At 66.1% G+C, this 25,005-nt stretch carries 26 protein-coding genes; 14 read left to right on the plus strand and 12 right to left on the minus strand.

Going from position 1 to position 25,005, the window contains the following annotated elements; all coding sequences use genetic code 11:
• Nucleotides 1-14 precede the first annotated feature (14 nt).
• The 4 genes from G6N56_RS25645 to G6N56_RS25660 all read right to left on the minus strand — a co-directional run bounded on the left by G6N56_RS25645 (nucleotide 15) and on the right by G6N56_RS25660 (nucleotide 3,949).
• Nucleotides 15-857: an SDR family oxidoreductase gene (locus G6N56_RS25645; protein WP_085255173.1), complete on the minus strand. Its 843-nt coding sequence runs from the start codon at nucleotides 855-857 to the stop codon at nucleotides 15-17.
• A 29-nt stretch (nucleotides 858-886) separates the two neighbouring features.
• Nucleotides 887-1,744 carry an enoyl-CoA hydratase/isomerase family protein gene (locus G6N56_RS25650; RefSeq protein WP_085255061.1) on the minus strand — a complete coding sequence of 286 codons (858 nt, stop codon included), beginning with the start codon at nucleotides 1,742-1,744 and terminating at the stop codon, nucleotides 887-889.
• Nucleotides 1,745-1,798: 54 nt separating this feature from the next.
• Nucleotides 1,799-2,569, minus strand: a complete 771-nt coding sequence (locus G6N56_RS25655; protein ID WP_085255060.1) for an SDR family NAD(P)-dependent oxidoreductase — start codon at nucleotides 2,567-2,569, stop codon at nucleotides 1,799-1,801.
• Between the two features lie 123 nt (nucleotides 2,570-2,692).
• Entirely contained in the window at nucleotides 2,693-3,949 is a 1,257-nt protein-coding gene (locus tag G6N56_RS25660; RefSeq protein ID WP_085255059.1) for a cytochrome P450, read from the minus strand.
• 278 nt (nucleotides 3,950-4,227) lie between these two features.
• On the opposite strand from G6N56_RS25660, the gene G6N56_RS25665 reads away from it, so the two are divergent.
• From G6N56_RS25665 to G6N56_RS25710, 10 genes are read left to right on the plus strand one after another with little or no spacing between them, the layout of a single operon-like run.
• Nucleotides 4,228-4,857, plus strand: coding sequence for a TetR/AcrR family transcriptional regulator (locus G6N56_RS25665; RefSeq protein ID WP_085255058.1), 630 nt, complete (start codon nucleotides 4,228-4,230; stop codon nucleotides 4,855-4,857).
• Between the two features lie 47 nt (nucleotides 4,858-4,904).
• Nucleotides 4,905-6,263, plus strand: coding sequence for a cytochrome P450 (locus G6N56_RS25670; RefSeq protein WP_085255172.1), 1,359 nt, complete (start codon nucleotides 4,905-4,907; stop codon nucleotides 6,261-6,263).
• Between the two features lie 2 nt (nucleotides 6,264-6,265).
• Nucleotides 6,266-6,472, plus strand: a complete 207-nt coding sequence (locus G6N56_RS25675) for a ferredoxin (protein WP_085255057.1) — start codon at nucleotides 6,266-6,268, stop codon at nucleotides 6,470-6,472.
• A gap of 15 nt (nucleotides 6,473-6,487) precedes the next feature.
• Entirely contained in the window at nucleotides 6,488-7,366 is an 879-nt protein-coding gene (locus tag G6N56_RS25680; protein WP_085255056.1) for an LLM class F420-dependent oxidoreductase, read from the plus strand.
• Nucleotides 7,367-7,378: 12 nt separating this feature from the next.
• Entirely contained in the window at nucleotides 7,379-8,203 is an 825-nt protein-coding gene (locus G6N56_RS25685) for an IclR family transcriptional regulator (RefSeq protein ID WP_142280522.1), read from the plus strand.
• A 4-nt stretch (nucleotides 8,204-8,207) separates the two neighbouring features.
• On the plus strand, nucleotides 8,208-9,092 hold the full coding sequence (locus G6N56_RS25690; protein ID WP_085255054.1) for a TIGR03619 family F420-dependent LLM class oxidoreductase: 885 nt from the start codon (nucleotides 8,208-8,210) through the stop codon (nucleotides 9,090-9,092).
• A 9-nt stretch (nucleotides 9,093-9,101) separates the two neighbouring features.
• On the plus strand, nucleotides 9,102-10,244 hold the full coding sequence (locus G6N56_RS25695; protein WP_085255053.1) for a sulfotransferase family protein: 1,143 nt from the start codon (nucleotides 9,102-9,104) through the stop codon (nucleotides 10,242-10,244).
• The gene (locus tag G6N56_RS25700; protein ID WP_085255052.1) at nucleotides 10,234-11,592 is read left to right on the plus strand and encodes a hypothetical protein; all 1,359 of its coding nucleotides are present in this window, start codon (nucleotides 10,234-10,236) and stop codon (nucleotides 11,590-11,592) included. Before G6N56_RS25695 ends, G6N56_RS25700 begins: the two co-directional genes overlap by 11 nt.
• Before the next feature lie 30 nt (nucleotides 11,593-11,622).
• On the plus strand, nucleotides 11,623-12,261 hold the full coding sequence (locus tag G6N56_RS25705; RefSeq protein WP_180150419.1) for a nuclear transport factor 2 family protein: 639 nt from the start codon (nucleotides 11,623-11,625) through the stop codon (nucleotides 12,259-12,261).
• Nucleotides 12,258-13,115, plus strand: coding sequence for an SDR family NAD(P)-dependent oxidoreductase (locus G6N56_RS25710; RefSeq protein ID WP_085255051.1), 858 nt, complete (start codon nucleotides 12,258-12,260; stop codon nucleotides 13,113-13,115). The genes G6N56_RS25705 and G6N56_RS25710 overlap by 4 nt, the downstream gene beginning before the upstream one ends.
• 75 nt (nucleotides 13,116-13,190) lie before the next feature.
• Here G6N56_RS25710 and G6N56_RS25715 read toward each other — a convergent pair whose 3' ends face one another.
• A complete protein-coding gene (locus tag G6N56_RS25715) occupies nucleotides 13,191-13,928 on the minus strand; it encodes an SDR family oxidoreductase (RefSeq protein WP_085255050.1) in 738 nt (245 codons plus the stop codon).
• Between the two features lie 165 nt (nucleotides 13,929-14,093).
• Between G6N56_RS25715 and G6N56_RS25720 the strand changes: the two genes are divergently transcribed.
• The 4 genes from G6N56_RS25720 to G6N56_RS25735 all read left to right on the plus strand — a co-directional run bounded on the left by G6N56_RS25720 (nucleotide 14,094) and on the right by G6N56_RS25735 (nucleotide 16,459).
• The gene (locus tag G6N56_RS25720; RefSeq protein ID WP_085255049.1) at nucleotides 14,094-15,002 is read left to right on the plus strand and encodes a LysR family transcriptional regulator; all 909 of its coding nucleotides are present in this window, start codon (nucleotides 14,094-14,096) and stop codon (nucleotides 15,000-15,002) included.
• Nucleotides 15,003-15,147: 145 nt separating this feature from the next.
• Nucleotides 15,148-15,342 carry a long chain fatty acid-CoA synthetase Faa4p gene (locus tag G6N56_RS25725; protein ID WP_085255048.1) on the plus strand — a complete coding sequence of 65 codons (195 nt, stop codon included), beginning with the start codon at nucleotides 15,148-15,150 and terminating at the stop codon, nucleotides 15,340-15,342.
• Nucleotides 15,343-15,430: 88 nt separating this feature from the next.
• Nucleotides 15,431-15,703 (plus strand): hypothetical protein, encoded by a 273-nt coding sequence (locus tag G6N56_RS25730; protein WP_085255047.1) that lies wholly within the window; start codon nucleotides 15,431-15,433, stop codon nucleotides 15,701-15,703.
• Between the two features lie 15 nt (nucleotides 15,704-15,718).
• Nucleotides 15,719-16,459: an SDR family NAD(P)-dependent oxidoreductase gene (locus tag G6N56_RS25735; protein ID WP_085255171.1), complete on the plus strand. Its 741-nt coding sequence runs from the start codon at nucleotides 15,719-15,721 to the stop codon at nucleotides 16,457-16,459.
• Nucleotides 16,460-16,464: 5 nt separating this feature from the next.
• Here G6N56_RS25735 and G6N56_RS25740 read toward each other — a convergent pair whose 3' ends face one another.
• From G6N56_RS25740 to G6N56_RS25770, 7 genes are all read right to left on the minus strand, one after another.
• Nucleotides 16,465-19,293: an MMPL/RND family transporter gene (locus tag G6N56_RS25740; RefSeq protein WP_085255046.1), complete on the minus strand. Its 2,829-nt coding sequence runs from the start codon at nucleotides 19,291-19,293 to the stop codon at nucleotides 16,465-16,467.
• Nucleotides 19,290-19,688, minus strand: coding sequence for an MmpS family transport accessory protein (locus tag G6N56_RS25745; protein ID WP_085255045.1), 399 nt, complete (start codon nucleotides 19,686-19,688; stop codon nucleotides 19,290-19,292). Before G6N56_RS25745 ends, G6N56_RS25740 begins: the two co-directional genes overlap by 4 nt.
• A 243-nt stretch (nucleotides 19,689-19,931) precedes the next feature.
• Nucleotides 19,932-20,357: a hypothetical protein gene (locus G6N56_RS25750; RefSeq protein WP_085255044.1), complete on the minus strand. Its 426-nt coding sequence runs from the start codon at nucleotides 20,355-20,357 to the stop codon at nucleotides 19,932-19,934.
• Between the two features lie 101 nt (nucleotides 20,358-20,458).
• A complete protein-coding gene (locus G6N56_RS25755; protein ID WP_085255043.1) occupies nucleotides 20,459-20,731 on the minus strand; it encodes a hypothetical protein in 273 nt (90 codons plus the stop codon).
• Nucleotides 20,732-20,822: 91 nt separating this feature from the next.
• Nucleotides 20,823-23,303, minus strand: a complete 2,481-nt coding sequence (locus G6N56_RS25760; protein ID WP_085255042.1) for a glycogen/starch/alpha-glucan phosphorylase — start codon at nucleotides 23,301-23,303, stop codon at nucleotides 20,823-20,825.
• A 176-nt stretch (nucleotides 23,304-23,479) separates the two neighbouring features.
• The gene (locus G6N56_RS25765; RefSeq protein ID WP_085255041.1) at nucleotides 23,480-24,496 is read right to left on the minus strand and encodes an NAD(P)/FAD-dependent oxidoreductase; all 1,017 of its coding nucleotides are present in this window, start codon (nucleotides 24,494-24,496) and stop codon (nucleotides 23,480-23,482) included.
• A complete protein-coding gene (locus G6N56_RS25770) occupies nucleotides 24,493-25,002 on the minus strand; it encodes an isoprenylcysteine carboxyl methyltransferase family protein (RefSeq protein ID WP_085255040.1) in 510 nt (169 codons plus the stop codon). Before G6N56_RS25770 ends, G6N56_RS25765 begins: the two co-directional genes overlap by 4 nt.
• Between the last annotated feature and the right edge of the window lie 3 nt (nucleotides 25,003-25,005).

Consider the following 25,005-nt stretch of genomic DNA (forward strand, 5'->3'; position numbering starts at 1 on the left):
GCCGCGAGGGCCGGCTACTGGCCGGCGTTCAACAGTGCGTCGACCGGTGGCATCGCGGCGTAGTCGATCTGGTTCGTCAGGACGGCGGCGGTGAACCCGTTGTCGACGAGCATGTTGGTGCCGTTGACGTAGCCGGCCGCGTCGCAACCCAGGAATGCGAGCACCGAGGCGACTTCGGCGGGCGCGGCGCGGCGACCACCGCTTTGGCTGACCATCCATTCGATGATGGGTTCACCCATTGACGTGTTGAAATCGACGAGCAAAGGGGTGTCGATGATGCCCGGGCAGGCGCTGTTGATGCGTATCCCCCTGCGGGCAAGGGGAATCGCCCACTGCAGGGTGAGAACCTGGGCGCACTCCTTGGAAAAACCGTAGGGGTTGTTGGTCAGAGCGGGGTTTTGGCGCACCCATTCCAGCGCGGTCTGCCAATCGTCGATGTCGAGCAACGATTGGATATCCCTCAGGTGCTGCTGATAGCCACCCCCCGCGGAGGATGCGGTGATGACGACCGCGCTGCCGGACGGCATGCGGTGTTGCAGACCATCGATCAGGCGACGCGGCGCAAGGACGTTGACAGCCATGACGATCTCGGTCGGCAGCGTGGCGGCCACACCCGCGTTGTTGAACAGCGCATCGATGGTTTCGGGCAGCCTGCTGATCGCTTCGTCGATGGCCAGCGGGTCCGACAAGTCGACGGGAATGGTCTCGTCCACTGGCCCGCGGCAAGGTTTGATGTCGAGCGCGACGATGTGGGCGGCACCTGCGGCGCGTAATTGCTCGACCAGAGCGGCGCCGACGCCGGTGGCCGCACCGGTGACGACAGCGACCTTGTTGTCGTAGTTGACGATCGGGGCCATTTTCACCTCGTTGACTAGTGGGGGGGTTCCTATAGCGGCTTTGGACTTGTTGCGCCGTCGCCACGAAACGCGGCGAACGAATCCGCCAGGTCGCCGGTGGCGGTACACATGACCTGGGTGCGGTTCTCGATGTCGAGCGCATGGCGCAAGCTGGGTGCATCGACGGTCTGCCACATCGTCTCCTTGGTCATCCACACGGCGAGTGGTGAATGGCAGGCGATTTCGCGGGCCTTTTCGATCGCGCGCTCGACGAGCGCCTCGTTCTGGACGAGGTCGAGGACCAGTCCGATCCGGGTGGCCTCGGCGGCATCGAACACCCGGCCGGTCAGCATGAGTTCGGCTGCGCGCGAGGCGCCGATCAACCGCGGCAGGTGGTAGCTGGTGCCCATATCGCATGCCGATACCCCGTGGCGGATGAATACCGCTCCGAAGCTGGCGCTCGGGCTGGCATAACGAATGTCACAGGCCAGCGCCAGCGCGAAGCCGCCGCCCACGGCGGCACCGTTGACGGCCGCGATGACGGGCTGACGCAGCCGGTGGATCTTCTCGAATGCGGAGGCCATGAGTTCTTGGGCGGCCATCGTGACGGCCGTGGCCGAGGCCGCGCGGGCGTGTATCGCCGCATAGGGAGTTGCTTCATGGTCGGTGAAGTCACCCGGCGTGGCTTTGATGTCGGCACCGGCGCAGAAGACGGAACCTGTTCCGGTGAGAACGACCGCACGGACCACGGGATCCCCATTGACGGTGTCCAGTATGCGGTGCAGTTCGGCCAGCGTCTGCGAATCCAGCGCGTTGCCCCGGCGTGGCCGGTCGATCGTCAATAGGGCGATGGCACCGTCGTCGAGAGCTTCGACGTTGAACGCTGAATACTTTCCGCGGACGACCATTCGACTTCTTTCTTACGGCTCGCAGGGGCGGGGTTGTCGTCACTCGTCCAACTCCTACCGGGCCGCCATGCCGCCGTCCGCGATGAGGGTCTGACCCGTGATGAAGCTGCCGGCGTCGGACACCAGGAGAAGCGCCGGCGGCACCATTTCGTCGGGTTGGGCAATGCGTTGCATGAGGCAGGAGGCTTCCATGGCCTTGATGAACTCGGGCGGGTTCTTGCGAACCATGTCGGTGTCGACCGAACCCGGGGCCAGGGCGTTGACCCGTATTCCTGCGGAGGCGAATTCGGCGGCCATCGACCGGGTGAACGAAACCATCGCCGCTTTGGCGGCCGTGTACATCGACACCCATGGCGAGAAGATGAATGCCCCGACCGAGACGACGTTGAGTATGGCCGCGTGCCGGCTGTCGCGCAGGTACGGAAGTGCGGCCTGCACCAAGAAGACCGGACCCTGCAGATTCACCGCGAAGGACTTCTCCCAGGCCTCCGGGCTGATGTCGCCGAGGGTCTGTGCCAACGGGTTGGCGGCATTGTTGATGACGATGTCGATACCCCCGAATTGGCCCGCAGTGGCTTCGACGAGCGTATTGATCGCCCGAATGTCACCGAGATGCGTTGGCACACCGATCGCCTTGCCGCCCATCGTCTGTAGGCGTTGAGCGGTGGCTTCGCAGGCATCGGGTTTGCGGCTGGCAATGGCGACGTTGGCGCCGGCGCCGATCAAACCTTCGGCAATCGCCAGGCCGATTCCGCGAGTTCCGCCGGTCACGATTGCGGTTCTACCGGTCAGATCGAACTTTGCCTGAAGTGCTTTTTTCTGCAAAACCTTGTCCTGCCTGTCGGCTGTCGCCTGCGGCGCCGCGCAAGCGGAGCGGTCAACGACGGAGGTCTGTTACTTTACATTGTGTAAGGTAACAGGCGGAAGGGTGAGGTGGGCAACTGCCGCTCAGCCAGCCGTGAACCGCACCGGCATCGTGGCGATCCCGTTGATCCATCCTGACTGTGCTCTGGTCGGCTCGCCGATCATCTCGATGTCGGGGAGCCGATCGGCAATGGCGTCGAGCATGACCGCAATCTCCTTGCGCGCGAGGTTCGCGCCGATGCAATAGTGCGGTCCGGTTCCTCCGAATCCGAGGTGCGGGTTGGGGTTTCGTTCGATGTCGAAAGCGAACGGATCATCGAACACGTCCTCATCGTAATTGGCTGAGCCGTAGAACAACCCGACCCGCTGGCCGCGACGGATCACCACACCACCGAGTTCGGTATCGCGCCTGGCGGTGCGCTGGAATGCGTTGACGGGGCTGGCCCACCGGATGATCTCGTCGGCGGCGGTGACGGGACGAGCTGTCTTGTACAGCTCCCACTGAGCCGGGTTGTTGAGCAGGGCCTGCATGCCGATGGAGATCGCGTTTCGCGTCGTCTCGTTACCGGCGGTGACCAACAGGACGATGAAATAACCGAATTCCATCTCGGAGAGCTGGTCACCGTCCTCGCCCGCCGTCACCAGCCGGGTGATGATGTCGTCGGCCGGCTTTCGTTTGCGCTGCTCGGCCAGGACATAGGAATAGCCGATCAACTCGACCATCGCCTGCTTGGAATCCTCGGCATACTTGGGGTCCTCACTGCCCATCATCGCGTCCGACCACGCGAACAACCGATCATGGTCTTCGGCCGGGAAGCCGACGAGGTCGGCGATCGCCTTCATCGGCAATCGACGCGAGATGTCCTCGACGAAGTCGCCCTCCTTCTTGGCGGCCGCCTCGGCCACGATCAACCGCGCCGAATCGATCAGACTCGCCTCGAGGGCGGTGACATTGCGAGGAGTGAACATCCGCGAAATCAACTTGCGCAGCCGTGTGTGCACGGGGGGATCGCTGTTGTGCAGCAGCACTTTTGCAGCTTCGAGTTCCTCTGGTGGGACGTCATTTGAGTAGCGCATCACGCAACCGTTGTCGTGGGAGGACCAGGCTTGCGGGTCGCGGGATATCTCCCGAATGTGGGCGTGTTTCGAGATAACCCAGTAGCCACCGTCGCGGAAGCCGCCACCGCGATCGGGCTCCTGGGGGTTCCACCACACCGGCGCACTGCGACGCAGCGCCGCAAAGTGCTCCACTGGCATGCCACGTGCCATCAGTGCCGGATCGGTGAAGTCAAAGCCCTCCGGGAACGCGACTCCGTCACGGAGCTTCGGTGATGTGGTCATGCGGGAACACTCCTGGCCCTCGATGCACGGTGACGAATTACGCAGCACCCTCTGAAAATTACATTACAAAGCGTAAGGTAAGTTGGCAATCGTCGGCGGGTCCGAGGGTGGCGAGGCGCCGTAATACATGTACAAGTGTTCGGATAAACCCGGCGACGCGGCGGTCTCGGGCCCGTTGAGCGGCCGCTGTTCACATGCCTTCACATCCAGCTAGGGCTTATGACAGCGTATTTAAATGCGTCTTGCCATGGTCGAATGTCGAAGGATAATCTGGACAAGTGTCCGGAATAGCCGTCGCCGACGCTTCCCGCCATCGCGGTCGGCGGCACAAGAACGTGCGGTCCGAGCAGAGCGTTCGCAAGCTCCTCGACGCCGCCGTCGAGGAACTCGCGCGCTCTCCCTATGCCGAGCTCACGGTGCGCTCGGTCGCCGCGACGGCCGGGGTGTCGCCAACGACGGCGTACACCTATTTCCCGTCCAAGGACGCGCTGATCGCCGAGGTGTATCTGAGACTTCTGCTCAACGCGCGCAGCTTCGTCGATGTGAATGACGCTGCCGAAACCCGTGTCAAAGCGCAGTTGCGCGAACTCGTGCTGCTCGTTGCGGACACCCCCTGCCTCGCGGATGCGTGCACCACAGCGTTGATGGCCGATGACATCGCGGTTGACGGGGTGCGCGCGCGCATTGCCGGCGAGGTCGGCCGACGCATCGCGGCCTCATTGGGGCCGGGTCATTCGGCCGACGTCGCGATCACGCTGCACATGACGTTCTCCGGGGCGATGATGCACGCGCGCTCTACGCCCGGCGGCTACCGAAAGGTCGCCGACGAACTCGACACCGCGGTGGCGCTGGTCATGAATTCTCGGCTTCTCGAACCGTCGGCACACCCGAATCCGGCGACCCAATGACCAACATCGACCGCCATCGCGGCTCGACGACAGGAGATTGCCTGACCATGACCACGACGACAGCCGTTCCGCGCGTTTCCGGTGGCGAGGAAGAGCACGGCCACCTCGAAGAATTCCGAACGGACCCGATCGGTTTGATGCAGCGGGTGCGCGAGGAATGTGGTGACGTCGGCTGGTTCCAACTGGTCGACAAGCACGTGACCTTGTTGTCGGGCGCGCGTGCCAACGAGTTCTTCTTCCGGTCTGCCGACGAGGATCTGGATCAGGCCGAGGCGTATCCGTTCATGACGCCCATCTTCGGCAAGGGCGTGGTGTTCGACGCCAGCCCGGAGCGGCGCAAGGAGATGCTGCACAACTCGGCGCTGCGCGGCGAGCAGATGAAGGGCCATGCGGCCACCATCGAGGGCGAGGTCAAGAAGATGATCGCCGACTGGGGCGACGAGGGCGAGATCGAACTACTCGACTTCTTCGCCGAGCTGACCATCTACACGTCGACGGCCTGCCTGATCGGGCTGAAATTCCGCGAGCAACTCGACCACCGATTCGCCGAGTACTACCACATGCTCGAGCGCGGCACCGACCCGCTGTGTTACGTCGACCCGTACCTGCCGATCGAGAGCTTCCGCCTGCGCGACGAGGCACGCGTGAAACTCGTTGCACTGGTGCAACAAGCGATGGATCAGCGGCTGGCCGACCCGCCGAAGACCAAGGCCGACCGTGACATGCTGGACGTTCTCGTGACGATCAAAGACGAACAGGGAAATCCCCGGTTCTCCGCCGACGAGATCACCGGCATGTTCATCTCGCTGATGTTCGCCGGTCACCACACCAGCTCCGGCACCTCATCATGGACGTTGATCGAGCTGATCCGCCATCCCGACATCTACGCCGAGGTGCAAGCCGAACTCGATGAGTTGTATGCCGACGGCCAGGAGGTCAGTTTTCACGCATTGCGTCGAATCCCGCTGCTGGACAACGTGGTCAAGGAAACGCTGCGGCTGCACCCGCCGCTGATCATCCTGATGCGGGTTGCGAAAGGCGAGTTCGAGGTGCAAGGCTACGGAATCCGCGACGGTGACTTCGTCGCGACATCGCCGGCCATCTCGAACCGGCTCTCGGAGGATTTCCCCGATCCTGACGCCTTCATTCCCGACCGCTACAACAAGCCCGAACAAGCCGACATCGTCAACCGCTGGACATGGATTCCGTTCGGGGCCGGACGGCACCGCTGCGTGGGTGCGGCCTTCGCCACCATGCAGATCAAGGCAATCTTCTCAGTGCTCCTACGCAAGTACGAGTTCGAGATGGCTCAGCCCCCAGAGACCTACCGCAACGATCACACGAAGATGGTCGTGCAGCTGGATCGCCCGGCCAAAGTGAGCTACCGCAGGCGGAAGGTCGCATAGCAATGGGTTTTCGAGTTGAAGCCGACTTGGACCTGTGTCAGGGCCACGCGATGTGCGAAGTCGAGGCGCCGGACTACTTCCGGGTGCCCAAACGCGGGTGGGTCGAGATCCTCGACGCCGCACCACCTGACGGTGCGCACGACCAAATCGAGCGTGCCATCGACATGTGCCCGACTCGTGCGCTGTCCATCCATGACCGGGAAGCCTGAAGAAGGGACTCCTGCATGGATTTCGGCGCCGTTCTCTTCACCAGTGACCGCGGCATCACCCCCGCGGACGCGGCGGCGGCCGCGGAAAAGGGCGGGTTCGCCACGTTCTACGTTCCCGAGCACAGCCACATACCGACCAGGCGCGGGGCCGCCCATCCGGCGACCGGTGATGCCCGCCTGCCCGACGACCGCTACATGCGCACCTTGGATCCCTGGGTCAGCTTGGCCACCGCCTGCGCGGTGACCACCGAGATCCGGCTATCCACCGCGGTCTGCCTTCCGGTGCAGCACGATTGCATCACCCTGGCCAAGTCGATCGCGACCGTGGATCACCTCTCGGGCGGCCGGGTCGAGGTGTGCGCCGGCTTCGGCTGGAACCTCGACGAGCTGGCCGACCACAACGTGCCCGCGGGACGACGCCGAACCATGTTGCGCGAGTACATCGAAGCCAGGCGCGAGCTATGGGTCAGGGAAGAGGCTTCGTACAGCGGTGAGTTCGTCAGCTATGGCCCCAGCTGGGCGTGGCCCAAGCCCGTTCAGGCGCACCTGCCGATACTGATCGGGGCCGCGGGCAACCAGAAGAATCTGAAATGGATCGCCAAGAATGCCGACGGGTGGATGTCGACGCCCCAGGATGCCGACATCGAAATATCAGTCAATTTGCTCCACGCCGAATGGGATTCGGCCGGCCGCAGCGGACGGCCGCGGATTGTCGTGCTCGACACCCACGGTCCGGACGCCTCCCGCTTGTCTCACTGGGCCGACCTCGGGGTGTCCGAAGTGGTGTACGGACTACCCGACGAGTCAACCTCGGAGGTACAGGCTTACGTCGGCAGGCTGTCGGACAAGCTTGACGCCTTCGCGACGCTCGACCCTGCCTCGGCGGCTCATTAGGTGCGGCGCACGATGACATTGCTGCTTTCCCAACCGGATGTCCGTCGCTCGGACAAGGCGGCGCGGTCCGGGGTCGTCGAACGAGTCACTCAGGTGATGGAGGTTTTCGGGCCACACCGCCAATCCGCTCGGCTCGAGGAGGTCGCCGAGCACGCCGCACTGCCCCGCTCGACCACCTTCCGCATCCTGCGTCAGCTCGTGGAAATGGGCTGGCTCGAGCACGGCCCCGACGGTTTCCGGCTCGGAACGAGGCTTCGGGAACTTCACGGGTGCACGGTGGACTACACCGACGTTCGTGCGGCGGCGTCCCCGGTGCTGACCGACCTGAACCTCACGACGGGAGCGGTAAGTCACCTTGGCGTTCTGGAGGGCAGCTTCGTGCATTACCTCGACAAGGTCGGGGGCGTTGCAGCGCACAGCGTGCCGTCCCAGGTGGGAGCCCGGCTGGGCGCCGAGGAGACCGTCACCGGCCGGGCGTTGCTCGCCCAGCTGCCGCCCGAGGACGTCGACCGGCGCTACGCCGCCGACGGCCGACGGGCCTGCGGTGACGGAATGAGCATCGAGCAGCTACATCGCCGGCTGGATCTCGTGCGACGACGGCGCGGCCTGGCCTTCTCGAGTGCCGAGGGGTGCGCGATGGGAATCAGTTCGGTGGCTGCACCAGTACTCGGCTCCCAAGGCGTGGTCGCCGCTATTTCGGTGGCGGCCCGACGGAACATGCGGCTGGAGGCCATCGGCCCGGTAGTAGCTGCGGCCGCGCGGACCACAAGCACCCGCCTCGTTCCCGACTGGCGCGAATCGAGTTGCACCGGTCCCGGCGAGAAGTGCGGGGGTTGAGCTGATGCGCTTCACGTTCACCGATGTGATGACCCGTTCGGAGTACCTGCCGCGCCTCGCGGTGGCCGCCGAGGCGGCAGGATACGACGGGTTCACGATCCCTGATTCCATCGGTTATCCCGAGCACTCAGATGCCATCTACCCGTACACGGCCGACGGGGACCGCAGCTTCCTCGAAGGCAAGGAGTTCATCGAGCCGTTCGTCCTCGCTGCATTCCTCGGTGCGATCACCGAGCGCATCCGCTTCAACACCTTCGTGGTGAAGTTCCCGCTTCGCGCGCCCGTGCTGGCCGCCAAGCAGGCGTTCTCGGTCGCGCGGATGACCGGCAACCGCCTCGGCCTTGGAGTCGGGATCGGGACGAGCCCGTACCCCGACGACTATCTGATGGCCGGGGTCGACCCGGCCCACAAGGGCGCACGCATGGACGAGGCCATCGAAATCTTCCGCGGGCTGGAATCCGGCGAGTTCTTCGAGTTTCACGGGCGGTTCTACGACATCCCCTCGCTGAAGGTGTGTCCCGTGCCCGGCCGGCCAATTCCGCTCCTCGTCGGCGGCCATTCGGGGGCCGCGCTGCGCCGCGCGGCGACGAGGGGCGACGGGTGGATGCACGCCGGCGGCCCCACCGACGGGCTCGAGTCGATGCTCGGGAAGCTGCGCTCCTTTCGCGCCGAGGCGGGTAAAGCCAACGACGCCTTCGAGATTCATGCCGTCAGCCCAGACGCTCGCACCGTCGACGGATGCAGGCGCCTGGAAGACATTGGCGTCACGGACGTGCTGGTCGGCTTCCGCAACCCCTACGTCAAGGGGGATGACATGCAGTCGCTGGCGGACAAGCTGGCAAGGCTGGAGCGGTTCGCGGACGAGATCATCAGCAAGGTCAATCCCTGAGGCGGCACGGTGAACAACTTCTTCTACTTTGATTGGCGCACCTGGTGGACGCTGGTCCGCCTGGTCCGTCGCGAGCGGGACGCCGCCCGCCGCCGCCGCCAGTACCGCACGCTGTGCGTCGTGATACCGGCCCTGGCCGTTTTGCACACTGTCACGTTCGCGCTTGACCCGATCGTCTTTCCCGCACTGCGCCGCACTGACGTCCGCGGGCCCGTCTTCGTGGTGGGCCACGCCCGCAGCGGAACGACCTATCTGCACCGCATGATGGCCAACGATCCCCGCTTCTCCTACGTGCTGCTCTGGGAGATGTTCTTCCCCTCGCTCCTCGAGAAGAAGATCCTTCGGGCGGTGCTGCGGTGGGATCAGCGGCTGGGCGGTCGGCTCCGCAAGCGGATCGACGCGTTGGATGAGCGCCTGTTCAGCAAGAGCAACAGTGTGCACGAGTCCGGGCTTTTCGCGCCGGAGGAGGACGAGTTTCTGCTGACAACGTCGTGCGCGTCGGGATTCTGGGTCCTGCAGTACCCCCAGGCGCAGGACCTGGACTTCTACTATGTCGACGACCGGTGGCCCGAACGCAAGCGGCGCCGCGTCATGCGGTTCTATAAGGAGTGCGTGCGCCGGCAGTTGGTGCTCAACGGTGTTGGGCTGAAGCATCTTTCCAAGGCCCCGATCCACTGCGGCCGGGTAGAAAGTTTGATTCGGACCTTTCCTGACGCCAAATTCGTTGTGCCGGTGCGTAATCCCTACGAGACGATTCCAAGTTTCCTCAAGCTGATGCAGTTCGCCTGGGCCGCCCGCAAGCGGTCCGAGTCGGACATGCAGCAGTCGTTCCGGTCGTTCGTGGACTCGTCGTACCACTACTACCAGCACCCGCTGGACGTATTGGCTGCCCACCCCGAGGTGCGCAGCGCGATCGTGAACTACGGCGACCTCGTGACGGACCCGGCCGGCACGATGCGGCGCGTGTACGACGAGATCGGGATCGACATGGTGCCGGAACAAGACGAGGCGCTGGCGGTCGAAAGGGGCCGCGAATACCGGTCCGGACACACCTACAGCCTCGGGGAGTTCGGGCTCGAGCCCGGCGAGATCCGCACCCGGCTGGCTCCACTGTTCGACCGTTTCGGATGGGAGTCGGGCCGTGCCAGCTGAACATGCCGACGCGCTGCGCGGCGCCTGGGACGAGATGATCGACCGGCTGGGCCGCGCCCGGGAGGCGCTCGAGTCCCCTGAGTTGCACGCGCCGCCGGAGGCGGGTCCGCGCGACCTCGCGGAGGGGTACCGCTACCTGCTCGGCTTCGTGCACTCGGCCGCCGAGCGAGCCTTTTTCGGGGATCCCGCCTTCCCCTATTTCCGCCGCAGCCTGCAGGTGCTCGACAAGGCCACCATCGACAACGCCGACGCCCTGTACCTCTCGACGCCCGTCGACGGCAGGTATCCGTACCGGATCACCGGCCGGGTGCGGGACTCGGGGCACTGGCGTGGGCAGAGACGGGCCCCGGCCGGCCTGACCGCGCCCCAGTACCTCATCATCGAGGCCCACACGGGCTACGCCGGTGACAGCGGCGACCTCGCCGAACTGCGCCCGGGAGTGCGCGGCAACACCGGCACGCTTGACTCCTCGGAGTTGGTGGTGGGGGAGGACGGTCGCTTCGAGATTCTTATGGCGCCGGAGAGGCCGGCGGGGCACACAGGCAACTTCATTGGCACGCAGCGGAATTCGCGCCGGACCGGTAGGACGTTCTATGCCGAGCATGTGACAGTCCGGGCGTTGTTTCACGACTGGGAGCGCGAGGAATCACCCGAGCTGCTGATCCACCGCCTGGATCAAGTCGGTGAGCACCCGCCCGCGCTCGAGCCGGCCACCGTGGTGGCGGCATTGCGCCGCGTCGGCGAGATCGTCGACAACCAAACCCGGTTCTGGAACAAGTTCTACGACGTGGTGCTGGAGGCGCACGGAGACCGCAACGGTGACGGAGTCAGCTTCATGCCGCGCAACGACTTCAACACCCCGGCCGCCGCGTCCCTGGCCGCCGGCGGCGGACAGAGCACCAACATCTACTCCGGTGGCGTCTACGAACTGGGGGAGGACGAGGCCCTCCTCGTCGACACCGAGGTGTTCGCGCCGCCGGCGTACATGGGCTTTCACCTGGCCAACGTGTGGGGCGAGTCGCACGACTACGCCAATCACGTGAGCAGCCTGAACGGTGCGCAGGCCGAGCGCGACGACGACGGCCACTACCGGTACGTCGTCGCGCACCGCGACCCGGGCGTGCCCAACTGGCTCGACACGACCGGACTACGAGTGGGCTTCATGGCCATCCGTTGGACCTACCCTCGGCCGACGGACCGGCTGCCCACGGTGTCGGCGCGCAAGATCCCGTTCGGCGGGCTCGACGACCACCTTCCCGCGTCGACGCGTCGAGTGTCGCCGGAGGAGCGGCGCGAACAGGTGCGCGTCCGCCAGCAGCACGTCCAACGCCGCTACCGGCAGTACTAAGCATCGACAACCACCACGAAAGGCAACGCCATGAGCGACAGCTTTACCCGCACCGAGATCAAGGCGTTCTGGGACGAGTGGCTGGAGATGAACCGCGAGGCGGAACGGTCCGGCGACTGGGGGAAGTTGGCGGACTGCTATCTCGAAAACGCCACCTATGGCTGGATGTTCACCCCTGACGAGCACTTCATGGCGATGGGCCGCGACGAGATCCGTCGCTGGGCGATGGGCACGGAGATGGCGGGGTTGGAGGGGTGGCACTACGACTACATGGCGACCGTCCTCGACGAGGAAAACGCCATGATCGTCGGCTTTTGGAAGCAACGGTCGGGCCTGCTGGACGGAGAGGGACGGGAATACGAGATCCGCGGCATCGGCGGCAGCTGGTTCGGCGTGGCCAGGGACGATACCGACGGCAAGATCCGATTCGCCTGGCAGCGTGACTGGTTCGACCTCGGATCGACCGCGCACACCTTCGTCGAGATCGCGAAGTCCGGGAACGCGCCCCAGGCTTTCCTGGACCGGATCAGCATCCCCGGCATGGAGATGCCGGGCCACTACCGCTACGCCGACCTGCCCGCGACCCTGTGGCCACCGCACGTGGAGCAGGGACACTATGTCTCCCAGAACCCGATCGGAGTCTCCCAGAACCCGATCGGACGGTCATGAATTCATCTGAGGGCGGCGCCGGGGGGCCGCTGCGGGGCCGAGTGGCCCTGGTGACCGGCGCCAGCCGCGGCATCGGGGCCGCCATCGCGAAGCGGTTCGCGTGCGAGGGTGCCATAGTCGCTGTCGCCGCCCGCAGCCTGGACGAGCCGGCGCAGGGTGCCGTTCCGGGCACCTTGCGCGAGACCGTGGCCGACATCGAAGCGGCCGGGGGCCGTGTGAGTCCCTATCAGGTCGACCTCACGTCGTCGGAGTCCCGGGCCAGCCTGGTGGATCGCGTGGTCGCGGACCTCGGCCCGGTCGATGTCCTGGTCAACAACGCCGCCACCTCGGTCTTCATCCCCTTCACCGACATCACGGAGAAGCGGTTGCGGCTCATCACGACGATCAACTACTTCGCCCCGTTCGACCTGTGCCAACGAGTGATTCCGGCGATGAGGGAACGGGGCGGCGGTTGGGTGCTGAACATCACCTCGCTGTCGGGCGACATCCCGACGACGCCTCCGCCGGACCCGATCTACCACCTCCAGGGGACGGCGTACGGTTCGTCGAAGGCGGCCCTGAACAGGCTGAGCGAAGGGCTCGCGTCCGAGTACTACGCCGACTCGATAGTGGTGAACGCCCTCGCCCCGGTGCGGGCCGTCCTGACCGAGGGTGTGCGGGCGACGCTCGGCGAGGACGCCATCGCCGGCGACGACATCCTCGAGCCCATCGAGGCGATGGCCGAAGCCGCCTTGACGCTCTGCACGAGCGACCGCGACGGTCTCAACGGTGGCGTGCACAAGTCCCTGACCCTGCTCGAGCGGATCGGTCGTCCCGTTCGCACGCTGGACGGTAGGACGCTGTTGCCGGTTTGAGCCACGGTATCGAGATGGCTGCGTCGCCAGGGCCTTCGGCGCCGGCCGAACATCGATGTGCCGACTGCTCGGGCGTCACAGATCCGACGCCCCGCCGTCGACGAGCAGCTCCGTGCCGGTGGTGTACGTCGCGTCGAACGCGAGGAAGATGATCGCCTTCGCCACTTCCTCTGGCTCGCCCAGCCGCTGCATCGGGTTGTCGGCATTCATCTGGGCGAGGAACTCGCGGGCCGCGTCGGCGGGCATGGTTCGTTCGAGGATGCCGGTGTCGATGGGTCCGGGCGATACGGCGTTGACGCGGATGCCGCGGCCGATCAATTCGCGAGCGAACGTGCGCGTCATGGACCGCAGCGCCGCCTTCGTCGCGGAGTAGACGCTCGTCGACGCGATGCCCTTGGTGTTGCTGACCGAGGTCGTCATCACAACCGAGCTGCCCGCAGGCAGCAGCGGCAGAAATTTCTGCACCGTGAAATAGGGCGCTTTGGTGTTGACGTCGAACAGTTCGTCGTAAAGGGCCACGCTGGTTTCTTCGACGGCGGAGGCGAGGGTCACGCCCGCGTTGAGCACGAGCAAGTCCACGCCCCCGAGCGCGGTGGCCGCGCGGCCGGCGAGCGCGTCAATGCCGGAGATGGCGTCACTTGCCTCGACGAGCGCTCCCGAACCGAGTGTGGCCCTTGCATTTTCGAGCGACGCCGGGGTCCTGCCGGTGACCAGGACGCGCGCGCCGCCGGCGATCAGCGCCTTGGCGGTGGCAAGGCCGATGCCGCTCGTCCCCCCGGTGATGACGACCCGTTTGCCGTCGTATTTGTCCACTTGCACCGCCTCTCTCGCCGCAACCTGTCCCTTCGAGTGTTTGGCAGTCCGGCGTGCGAGTCCAAGACCTGCTCGGCAACCCGTCATGCGGAAACGGTATGGGGCGCGGGGCGCGGAATACCTCCGACCGCAGGCCGGGTTGAAGGTTCCCGTGGGGACTATCCGGTGAACGATCTCGGAACCGACCTGGAGCTCCGGCTGGTCCGCTATTTCACGGCCGTCGCGGAGCACCTGAACTTCGGCAGGGCGGCGGCCGAGCTGCACGTGGCGCAGCCGGCGCTGAGCCGGCAGATTCAGCGCCTGGAGGCTCGTCTCGGGGTGCGGCTGTTGGACCGCACGCCGCAGGGCAGTCGGCTGACGGAGGCCGGCAAGGCGTTCCTCCCGGAGGCGCAGGCGCTTCTGCGCGCCGCTCGCCAGGCCGCGCTGACCGCCCGCGCCTACGCGCCGGCCGGCAAGATCATCATCGGGTACGTCGAGGATCTCGTCGTCACCCCGGCGGTCCGCGACCTGCGCCGCCGCCACCCGAGGGCCGAGATCGGCACCCGCCATCTGGAGTGCAAGGAGGAGCGGGCCTTCATCGAGGGGCAGGTCGACGTCCTGGTCGCCAGGGAGCCGCTGTCCTTCTCGGCGGACGAGGCCCGGATGACCGTGCTCTACGAAGAGCCGCGGGTCCTCGTGGTGCCGGTCGGGCATCACCTCGCCGGCCGTGCGTCGGTGTCGGCGGACGACTTCGCCGGCGAGGACTTCATCTGCCCGCACGGCGGGGCCCGCGCGATCTACCCGACGGCCTCCTACCGGCCCAGTGACCCCGGGCCGATCTCTGTCGGACCGGTCAACCAGAGCTTCGAAGACAGGCTCGAACTCATCGCGAGCGGCCAGGCGATCGCGGTCGTGCCGGCGGGGGACCGGCGGGCCTCCCTGCGCGCCGATCTGACCACCGTGCCGGTCCGGGGCTTCCCTGCCAGCAAGGTTGTGGTCGCCACTCGGGTCGGTGATCCGAACCCGCTCGTCGCCGGGTTCGTCCAGGCCGCCCGCGCCCACCTCAGCGGGAGCGTGCCGGCACCGGCCGATTAGGTTTTCGCCCCGATGCGCATTACTCTTGCCCGCGGTTCGATTGCGACTCAGGAAAGCAGCCATGCCCACTCAGCCCACTCTGCTGCGCCCGCGAGTGCTGCGCAGCACCGGTTCACGACGTGTCGTTCCCCGCGTGAAGTGTCCGATGGTCGGCCAGTGTTTCGACATCGAGGTCACCCGCGACGGCGACGGATGGATGATCCGCATCCCCGAGATCGGCAGGACCGCCCGCGCCGGCCACCGGGCCGCCGTGGAAGTGGCGGCACGGCAATGCATCGCGACGTGGACCGGCATCCCGATCGGATATGTCGCGGTGTATGTCGCAAGCGAGATCGGCTAGCGCAAACCGGGTGGACCGCCGCGGTTAGTGACCGAGGTGTGGCCCACGCGTGACCCCGCCGCGACGGTGACCAAGAACGCTGATCACCATGACGGTGCTTGCGGGAATCGCCGCTCTGGCGCTTGCGGCGTGCGTCGGCTATTACTTCGGCAGACGGTCGGCCTCGGCGCCGTCGACCTGGAAGAGGCGGACGAGCCGGGTCGCGGTGGGCAGGACCGCTATCGGTCTGCTCGTGGTGCTCGCCGCGCGCCGCGTGCGGCGAAATCCCCGCGCCGAGCCCGCGCTGCGGTTCTGGGGGCCGAAAGTCATTGCGCCGCTCGACCTGCTGCGGGGCGGCGTCCCGCGGGTGCGGCCTTACTGAGCGACGATGACGGCGATGTCGGCACTACAGGACAAGGTGGCGCTGGTGACCGGCGCGTCATCCGGGCTTGGCGCGGAGACGGCGCGATTGTTATCCCGCCGGGGTACAACGGTTTTCGGTATTGGAAGGGATAGCGGGCGCCTGGCCGACGTCTTCGCGGACGTGGAACGCGGCTCCTATGCCTCGGCGGACGTCGCCTCGGCACAGGCCTGCCGCGACGCGGTCGAGCGGTGCGTCCGCGAGTTCGGCGGCCTGGACGTCCTGATCAATATCGCCGGGCGACACCAGATGCGCCGGACCGAGTCGATGAGTGACGACGACTGGGCGCAGGACCTCGCGGTCAATCTCAACGGTCCGTTCTACCTTTGCCGCGCCGCGCTGCCCCATCTGCTGGCGCGGGGCGGCAACATCGTCAACGTCAGCTCCATCGCGGGCGTCGAAGGCCAGGCCTACTCCGCCGGCTACTGCGCCGCCAAGCACGGGTTGATCGGGCTCACCCGCGCCCTGGCGGTCGAATACACCGCGGATCGCTTGCGCGTCAACGCCGTCTGTCCCGGCGGCATGGTCACGCCGCAGATCGAGCACTTCACCCCGCCGGACGGCCCGAACTACGACCTGATCATGCGGACGGCCTCGCCGCGCGGCATGATGCAGCCGCTCGACGTCGCGAACGTGATCGCCTTCCTCGCCAGCGATGCCGCGGCGGCCGTGCACGGCGCCGTATATCGCGTCGACAACGGCAAGGGCGCGGGCTAGCGCCGTTATGCCTGCCGCAGCGGACGGGCGCGCACCAGCGTCGGCCACCAGAACCAGGGGCCGAGGATCCGCAGGATGCACGGCACGACGAACGACCGCACGATCAGGGTGTCGAGCAGGAGGCCGATGCACACGGTGGAGCCGACCTGGCCGATGGTGCGCAGATCGCTGGTGAGCATGGCCAGCATGGTGAACGCGAACACCAGACCGGCCGAGGTCACCACACCGCCCGTGCTGCCGAGCGCACGGATCAGACCGGTGTGAATTCCGCCGTGCAGCTCGTCCCTGACCCGGGCGATCAGCAGCAGGTTGTAATCCGAACCCACCGCCACCAGGATGATGAACGTCAGCGGCAGCACCAGCCAGTGCAGGTGCAGGCCGATGAGGTGTTGCCAGACGAGTATCGAGAGCCCGAACGCCCCGGCGTACGAAAAGGCCACCGTGGCGGGAATGACGAAGGCGGCGATCAGACTTCGGGTCAAGAACATCATGATCAGGAAGATCAGCACGAAGGCGGCGATCGCCGCGATCATCAGGTCGGACATCGCGTATTCCTTGATGTCCTTGTCGTTGGAGCCCGAACCGCCGATGTAGATGCGCGCGCCGGCCAACGAGGTCTCTTTGAGGATCGTCTTTATCGCCTCGGGGAATTGCTCGACGTGCTCCACGCCCTCGGGGCCCATCGCGTCGCCCTCGTGGGTGACGATGAAGCGAGCCGCCTTGCCGTCCGGCGACATCATCAACTTCATGCCGGCCTTGACGTCGTCGTTGTCGAATCCCTCGTGCGGGATGTAGAAGAAGTCGTCGCTGCGGGACTTGTCGAAGTCGTTCCCCACGTTGATCAGATCGTCGTAGGTCTCGTTGGTTTGGATGCTCTGCAGGTCCGCCGATCCGTAGCTGTTGACCAGCTTCGACTGCAGCGCCTCGGTGTCGTCGGCGGTGGCTTTCAGCTGGGCGATGATCTGGGGGAAGGCCTTATCGACCTCCTCGAGGGACACCCTCGCGTCCGCGATGTCGTCGGCCAGCTTGTCGACTTGATCGATCGTCTCGAACAGCGACCGGAACGTCCAGCAGATGGGGATGTCGAAACAGTGTCTCTCCCAATAGAAATAACTCTTGATCGGGCGGAAGAAATCGTCGACGTTGGAGACCTCGTCTCTGATGTCGTCGCTGACCCTCTGCAGGTCTTCGACGGTAAGAACCGTCTGGTGCAGCTCGTCGGACACCTTCTGGAAAAAGCCGATCTCTTTGCGCAACACCGCGACCGAGTGCGCCTGGATGTCGGCCTGGGCGTCGGTGTTGGAGTTCTGCTCCTTGTTGAACGGGAGTTGCTGGCCGTTGCCGCTGCCCTGCGTGGTGAACAGGTACGGGATGCTCGCGTGCTCGAGCGCCCGGCCCAAGGGCCTCGTCATGCCCTGCACCATCGCCACACCGTGCAGGCGGATCAGAGCCCGCGCGACCCGGTCCAACGAGATGAAGTCGGCCGAGTTGCGCATGTCGTGATCGGTCTCGACCATCAGCATCTCGGAGAACAGCTTGCTCTTCGGGAAATGCCGATCCGCCGCCTGGAAGCCCAGGTTGGCCGGCGCACCGGCCGGCTGGTACTGCCGGTCGTCGTAGTTCTGCCGGTAGGTGGGCACAAAGATCGCCCCGATCATCACGACGGCAGAGCTGGCCACCAGGATCGGCACCGGCCACCGCACCACGCTCGCCCCGATGCGCCGATACAGATGCCCTCTGGCGGTGGTCCTCGGGTCGAACATCCCGAACAGGCTGCCGACCGTCAAGACCGCCGGTCCCAGCGTCATCGCGGCCGCGATGGTGAACAGCATGGTGATCGCCACGGCCGGGCCCATGGTGTGGAAATAGTTCAGCCGCGCGAACGTCAGGCAGTAACACGCACCGGCAATCGTCAGTCCGGAACCGATGATGATGGGCGCCACACCCTTGTAGGCGATGTAAAAGGCATCCTCGCGGCTTTCGCCCGCCTGTCGCGCCTCGTGATAACGGCCCATCAAGAAAATGCCGTAATCCGTTCCCGCTCCCAGGGTCAGCGCGATGACGATGTTCACGGCGAAGGACGAGAGCTCGATGTACCCGTAATGCCCGAGCGTCGAGACGATGCCCTTCGCGACGAGCATCTCGATGAGCACTCCGAGCAGGGGCACCAACAGGGTGGAGGGGGCGCGGTACACCAGCAGCAGCATCACGACGATGAGGCAGATCGTGACGATCGTGACGTTGTTCAGGCTCGCGTTCGCGATGGACAGCGTGTCCGACGCCAGCGGAGCAGCGCCGCTGACGTAGACCTTGAGGCCGGGCGGTGGCGGGTCTTTCTTGATGATGTCGCGGACGGCGTCCACGGATTGGTTGGCCTGGATCTGGCCGATGTCGCCGGCGAGACGCAGCAGCACATACGTGCACCTGCCATCCACGCTCTGCGCGCCCGCCGCGGTAAACGGTTTGCCCCACAGATCCATTACGTACTGCACATGCTGGGTGTCGTGCTCGAGGCGGCGCATCAGATCGTCGTAGTACCGGTGGTCCTGGTCGCCGAGCGGTCGGTTCGCCTCGAATACCACCATGGTCAGGTTGGTCGAGTTGGATTCGTGGAACTTCTCGCCGATGTGCAGCAGGGCCCGCTGCGAGGGCGCATAGTGCGGGACCATCGGCCCGGCGAGTTCTTCTGCGACCCGTTCGACTTGGGGCATGAACGTGTTCGTGGTGACCGCGAGGAGCGCCCAGAACAGAATGATCGGTATCGCGAAGGTCCGGACCATGCGGGGGATGAACGGGCGTTCGGGCCGGGGCTCGTCGAGGCGATGCCCGGTCATGCCGATTTGACCCTGCACTCGACGTCCGCGTCCTGATGGTTGCCGGACCGCTCGTCGCGGATTATGCCGTCCACCAGCATCCGGCAACTCACCTGGCCGCCATGGACATGCACCGAGATGCTGCCGGACGCCACCGTGAGCGTGGTGGTCTCCGTGTGCGACCACGGCAGGGTCGTGATGTCAACCTCATGCGGATGGCCGTCGATGTCGACGTAGACGAGTTTGCCGCCATCCCCAGCCGAGCCGAACACCTCGTAGGTGATCCGCTTGAGATTGAACTCCTCGGGCGCCTGCGGACCGTTGACGGTGATGACCGGCTCTGGTTCGGAGAACTGGTGCACCTTGTGCATGCACAGGAGGCCCACCCCGACCGCGACGACGGTGACCAACGGCATCCAGGCGCGCTGCAGGACGGTCCTACCGGCCGACCGAGGGCTCACTCGATCACCTCCGAAGGATCCGGTCCGGACATCGTCTGCTCGCCCCTGCTCTCCCGCCGTCACGCCAATGCGAATAGTAGACGGTCATGTGCCCAATGGGCAGATGATCGTGCAAACATAGCGGCACCGCGGCCCGAACGCGACCGCGAAGTCCTCTGGCGCGCCCACCTGGCGGTAACCGCGCGGCATGCAGCGCGGTCAAGACATGCCGCGCACACGCCGCTTCAGCCTCGCGCTGCTGAGCACGCGAAGGGCCAGATTCGTCGAAGTCAGCATGGGAATCACCCCCAGGAAGGTGCGTTCGGAGGGTGTCGCGCCGTGCAGGTGGTAGAGGCTGCCGAACACGAAGAAGCAGCCCAGCATGAACAAGGCGCCGGGGATGCAGAGCGCCATCGGGGAGCCCCGGTCGGCGACGACTTGCTTGGCGTAGGCCAGCTCGTCTTGTGACAGTGGTTCGCCTTTACGCACTTTCTTGATCACCGTCTTTGCGCTCCCGATCTCTTCGCTGATCGGAGCCGTTGGCCGCCTCTCCAGCCGTGTCACGAAGACCCAGGCGATGGCCGCGAGGAGCACCGCCAGCAAAAGGGCGACGATGGTCAGATAACCGAATAAGGCCGTGTGCATGGCTGGTCCTTCGCTCATTACACCGAAGACTCCCGGCAAACGCTACCTCAAAACGGTGTTGCTCAAGGTCCCCGCAGCCGCGCCTCGGTCGCGCGCCGACGTCAGCGCCAGCCGGCCGGCAGGTCGATGATGTGATTGGGGCAGTAATCGTAGGCGGCCTCGGACATGACGTTCCGCGCGGCCTCGGCCGACATCTTGGCGCGCAGCATCATGAAGGCGTATTCGGCTGGTGCGTAACCAGATTCCTTGGCGGCCGGGTCGTCCATCAGCTGACACGCCTGCTGTTCCTGGGCGCTGTCGGCGCGGGCGATGCCCGAGTCGAACAGCGACACCACGCCGACGAGTGCGCCGGCGGCGATTCTCGTGCTCCTCAACGTGGTTCACCTTCGGTCGCGTGCCCTGCCGGCCCAGTGTAAATCCCACGGGGTCGGGCGGGCGACGACACGGCTAGCCAGGGGGCATCGCTCAGGTCTTGACGGTCAGCGGCCAGACGTTCCAGATCTCGTCGCAGTACTGGGCGATGGCCCGGTCGGACGAGAACTTCCCGCCGCGCGCCGTGTTGAGGATGGACATCCTCGTCCACGCCTCCCGGTCCTGCCACGCGGCGCTGACCCGCTCCTGGCACTCGAGGTAGGAGGCGAAGTCGGCGCACACCAGGAAGGGGTCGTCGTAGCGCAGGTTGTCGACCAGCGGCTGGAACACCTCGGTGTCCCCGTGGGAGAACGTTCCGCCGGCGATCAGTTCGAGCGCCGTGTGCAGTTCCTCGTTGGCGTCGATCCAATCGGCGGGGCAGTAACCCCGCGCCTTGATGTCCTGCACCTCCTGCTCGGTCAAGCCGAAGAGGAAGAAGTTCTCCGGCCCGGCCTCCTCGCGCATCTCGACGTTGGCCCCGTCGAGCGTGCCGATCGTCAGGGCGCCGTTGATCATGAACTTCATGTTCCCGGTGCCCGAGGCCTCCTTGCCCGCGGTGGAGATCTGCTCGGACAGGTCGGCAGCGGGGTAGATCAGCTGCGCGTTCTGCACGTTGAAGTTCGGCACGTAGACCACCCGGAGGAACCGGTTGACGTCCGGGTCGGCGTTGACGGTCTCTCCAACGGCGTTGATCAGCTTGATGATTCGCTTGGCCATGAAGTAGCCGGGCGCGGCCTTGCCGCCGAAGATGAACGCGCGCTCGGGAATGGTCAGCCCGGGATTGCCCTTGAGCCGGTTGTACAGCGCGACGACGTGCAGCACGTTGAGGTGCTGCCGCTTGTACTCGTGCAGGCGCTTGACCTGAATGTCGAACAGCCAGTCGGGGTTCAGCTCGACGCCCGTCGCCGACCGGACGTAGTCGGCCAGCCGTGCTTTATTGCCGCGCTTGACGTCACGCCACTGGTGCCGGAAGGACGCGTCGTCGGCGAACCGTTCGAGGCCCCGGAGGCGATCCAGGTCGGAGAGCCACCCGTCACCGATCGTGCGGTCCAGTAGGCCCCGCAGGCCGGGATTGGCCAGCGCGAGGAAGCGGCGCGGCGTCACGCCGTTGGTCTTGTTGCTGAACCGCTCCGGCCACATCTCGTAGAAGTCGCGTAACACGCTGGTTTTCAGCAACTCCGAGTGCAGGGCGGCGACGCCGTTGACGGCGTGGCTGCCGACGGTGGCGAGGTGCGCCATCCGGACGTTCTTGTTGCCGTCCTCGCCGATGATCGACATCCGGCGCAGCCGGTCGCCGTCGCCGGGGAACTTCGCGTGCACCTCGTCGAGGAACCGGCGGTTGATCTCGTAGATGATCGCGAGGTGGCGCGGCAGCGACTCGGCGAACATCTCCAGCGGCCAGGTCTCCAGCGCCTCAGGCAGCAGGGTGTGGTTGGTGTAGCCGAAGGTCGCGACCGTGATGTCCCACGCGTCCTCCCACTCGAGGTGGCGCTCGTCGATCAGTAGCCGCATGAGCTCCGCGACCGCGATGGACGGGTGAGTGTCGTTGAGCTGCAGGGCGAATCGATCCGGCAGCTCCCGCACCGACACGTCCGCGAGATCGTCCATGATGTGTAGGACGTGTTGCAGTGAGCAGGACACGAAGAAATATTGCTGCAAGAGGCGCAGCCGCTTGCCCGCCTCGGGCTCGTCGTTGGGGTAGAGCACCTTGGTGACCGTCTCGGACGTGACCTCGTCCTCGACCGCCTTGTAGTAGTCGCCGGTGTTGAAGGCTTCCAGCGCGAACGACTCGACGGCCCGCGCGCTCCACAACGTCAGGACGTTGCACGTGTTGACGCCGTAGCCCTGAATGGGCGTGTCGTATGCGACGCCCTTGAGCACCCGTCCCGGCACCCAGCGCACCCGGTCATGGCCGGCTTCGTCCGTGTAATGCTCGGCGTAGCCACCCCATTTGACGAGGTAGTTGACGTCGGGTTTGGGTATCTCCCAAGGGTTTCCGTTGACGAGCCAGTTGTCGGTCTTCTCGACCTGCCAGCCGTCGCGGATCTCCTGGTCGAAGATGCCGAATTCGTAGCGGATGCCGTAGCCGATCGCGGGGCGCTCGAGGGTCGCCAGCGAGTCCAGGTAGCACGCGGCGAGCCTCCCGAGGCCACCGTTGCCCAGTCCCGGTTCCTCCTCGCAGGCCAGCACCTCGTCGAGGTCCTGACCCATCTCCGCCAGCGCGGTCTTCGCGGCCTCCTCCATGCGGAGGTTCAGCAGGTTGTTGCCGAGCTGCGGTCCCATCAGGAATTCGGCCGACAGGTAACAGACCACCTTGCGGCCCAGGTCCAGCGAGGTCTGCGTCGACGCCACGCGCCGGTCCTGCATGCGGTCGCGCACGGCCAGCGCGAGCGCGCGGTAGTAGTGCTCGGGCCGCAGCGCGGCGGCGGGCCGGCCAATCGAGTAGCGCAGGTGATCGGTGATGGCGCGCCGCAGCGCGTCCGCGCTCATCCCGGTGCGGGAGTGCTCCATCTGATGGCGACCGGTCGCGGTCATTGCTTCTGAGGGCGTCTGATCGACATCGGTCATAATGGTCCTCCCTGAACTTTGCGGCGGCACCGTGACGCCGGCCGTCAGTCTGGCAGCGATGTTTGCACACCAGGCGCGAAATTGACGACGGTTGCGTAAACGCCAGCTCACAGCCCGGCGACAAAGTGGGGCCGCCGCGGCGGCTATTGGGCGAGCAGGTTGACGACGCCGGTGAATACCGTCGGCAGGGCGGCCGCCGCCGGCACGATGCGTGCCCGGGTGGGGGGGTGAGAGCTGGCCTGAAGCAGGGCGGCCGTCAGCATGCGATACCGCCGTGTCATCCTGCGCCACCGGCGGTCATACGTGTCCGGCCGGTCGGCCACCACACAGTCGACCGCCAACTGTGCGGCGCCGAAGGCCAGTCCCAAGCCCTCGCCCGTGAGCGCATCAACGTAGCCCGCGGCGTCGCCGACGAGCAGCACCCGCCCGCAGGCGCGGTTCGAAACGCGTTGGCGCAGTGGGCCCGCGGCTCTGTCCGGCTCGTGCGGCCGCCCCCCGAGGCGGTCGCGCAGCGCCGCGAACTCGTCGAGATGCCTGTCGAACCCGCCGCGCCGCGACGTGAGCATCGCCACGCCGACACAGTCGTCGGCAACCGGCGTCACGTACGCCTCCACACCGGGGGCCCAATGCACCTCGACGTAGTCCGACCACGGTTCGACCCGGACGTGACGGCGGACGCCCCACCGGCGCGCGCCGCCGCTGGGCCGCTCGAGGCCGAGCGACCGGCGGATGGGGGAGTGCAGGCCGTCGGCCGCGGCAAGGTAACGCGCCCGCCACTGCCCCGCCCCAACGGAAGCGGCGTCTTGGCGGATCTCGCCCACCTCGCCCTGGCAGATCCGCACACCCGCACCGGCGGCCGCGTCCAGAAGCGCGCGGTGCAACACAGTCCTCCGAACGCCGCGCCCCGCGCCCCTGGCGAACCGCGCGTCGGCGCGCCGACTGCCGTCCCGATAACTGATCCCCCGGATGGGCTTGCCGTACGGGTGCACCCCGAGGGCTCCCAGGTGTCGCAGGGTATGCGGCATCAGCCCTTCCCCGCAGGCCTTGTCGATCGGCCCGCTGCGCCGCTCCACCACGACAACGTCCAGTCCCGCCTTTGCGCCGTGAATGGCGGTGGCCAGTCCCGCCGGCCCACCGCCGACCACCAGAAGGTCGATCATCTCAGGCTCACCAGGGCCTCGTTTTCGACCGCGATCCGCGTGCGCAACAGCCATCCGTTGAGCAACGAGAACGCCACGGCGGTGATCCACGCGGTGTGCACCAGCGGCAGCGCAACCCCCTCGGCGATCACCGCCACGTAGTTCGGATGCGGCACGAGGCGATACGGGCCCCCGCCGACTCGCGGCGCACCCGGTATGACGATCACGCGGGTATTCCATTGTCGGCCCAACGTGGCGATGCACCACCAGCGCAGCGCCTGCGCGGTCAGCACCACCGTGAGCATCGGCCAGCCCAGTGCGGGGATGAACGGCCGGTCCAACGCGATCGGTTCGACCAGGCAGCCCGCCAGCAGCCCCGCGTGCAGCGCAACCATCGCCGGGTAATGCCCGCCGCCGAATTCCACGCCGCGGTGTTGCCTGCTCCACGCCCGGTTCCACTGTGCGACAAATACTTCCGCGATCCGCTCGGCTGCGATTGCGCCGATCAGCAACACGTACCAGGTCATGAC

This window comes from Mycobacterium saskatchewanense (assembly GCF_010729105.1).
Lineage (GTDB): Bacteria > Actinomycetota > Actinomycetes > Mycobacteriales > Mycobacteriaceae > Mycobacterium > Mycobacterium saskatchewanense.

Bases quoted from the DNA above. Each gene is read 5' to 3' on its own strand.
- G6N56_RS25645 (WP_085255173.1), bottom strand. From the start codon at position 857: ATGGCCCCGATCGTCAACTACGACAACAAGGTCGCTGTCGTCACCGGT.
- G6N56_RS25650 (WP_085255061.1), bottom strand. From the start codon at position 1,744: ATGGTCGTCCGCGGAAAGTATTCAGCGTTCAACGTCGAAGCTCTCGAC.
- G6N56_RS25660 (WP_085255059.1), bottom strand. From the start codon at position 3,949: ATGACCACATCACCGAAGCTCCGTGACGGAGTCGCGTTCCCGGAGGGC.
- G6N56_RS25670 (WP_085255172.1), top strand. From the start codon at position 4,905: ATGACCACGACGACAGCCGTTCCGCGCGTTTCCGGTGGCGAGGAAGAG.
- G6N56_RS25675 (WP_085255057.1), top strand. From the start codon at position 6,266: ATGGGTTTTCGAGTTGAAGCCGACTTGGACCTGTGTCAGGGCCACGCG.
- G6N56_RS25680 (WP_085255056.1), top strand. From the start codon at position 6,488: ATGGATTTCGGCGCCGTTCTCTTCACCAGTGACCGCGGCATCACCCCC.
- G6N56_RS25685 (WP_142280522.1), top strand. From the start codon at position 7,379: ATGACATTGCTGCTTTCCCAACCGGATGTCCGTCGCTCGGACAAGGCG.
- G6N56_RS25690 (WP_085255054.1), top strand. From the start codon at position 8,208: ATGCGCTTCACGTTCACCGATGTGATGACCCGTTCGGAGTACCTGCCG.
- G6N56_RS25705 (WP_180150419.1), top strand. From the start codon at position 11,623: ATGAGCGACAGCTTTACCCGCACCGAGATCAAGGCGTTCTGGGACGAG.
- G6N56_RS25710 (WP_085255051.1), top strand. From the start codon at position 12,258: ATGAATTCATCTGAGGGCGGCGCCGGGGGGCCGCTGCGGGGCCGAGTG.
- G6N56_RS25725 (WP_085255048.1), top strand. From the start codon at position 15,148: ATGGTCGGCCAGTGTTTCGACATCGAGGTCACCCGCGACGGCGACGGA.
- G6N56_RS25730 (WP_085255047.1), top strand. From the start codon at position 15,431: ATGACGGTGCTTGCGGGAATCGCCGCTCTGGCGCTTGCGGCGTGCGTC.
- G6N56_RS25735 (WP_085255171.1), top strand. From the start codon at position 15,719: ATGTCGGCACTACAGGACAAGGTGGCGCTGGTGACCGGCGCGTCATCC.
- G6N56_RS25740 (WP_085255046.1), bottom strand. From the start codon at position 19,293: ATGACCGGGCATCGCCTCGACGAGCCCCGGCCCGAACGCCCGTTCATC.
- G6N56_RS25745 (WP_085255045.1), bottom strand. From the start codon at position 19,688: ATGCCGTTGGTCACCGTCGTCGCGGTCGGGGTGGGCCTCCTGTGCATG.
- G6N56_RS25750 (WP_085255044.1), bottom strand. From the start codon at position 20,357: ATGCACACGGCCTTATTCGGTTATCTGACCATCGTCGCCCTTTTGCTG.
- G6N56_RS25760 (WP_085255042.1), bottom strand. From the start codon at position 23,303: ATGACCGCGACCGGTCGCCATCAGATGGAGCACTCCCGCACCGGGATG.
- G6N56_RS25765 (WP_085255041.1), bottom strand. From the start codon at position 24,496: ATGATCGACCTTCTGGTGGTCGGCGGTGGGCCGGCGGGACTGGCCACC.
- G6N56_RS25770 (WP_085255040.1), bottom strand. From the start codon at position 25,002: ATGACCTGGTACGTGTTGCTGATCGGCGCAATCGCAGCCGAGCGGATC.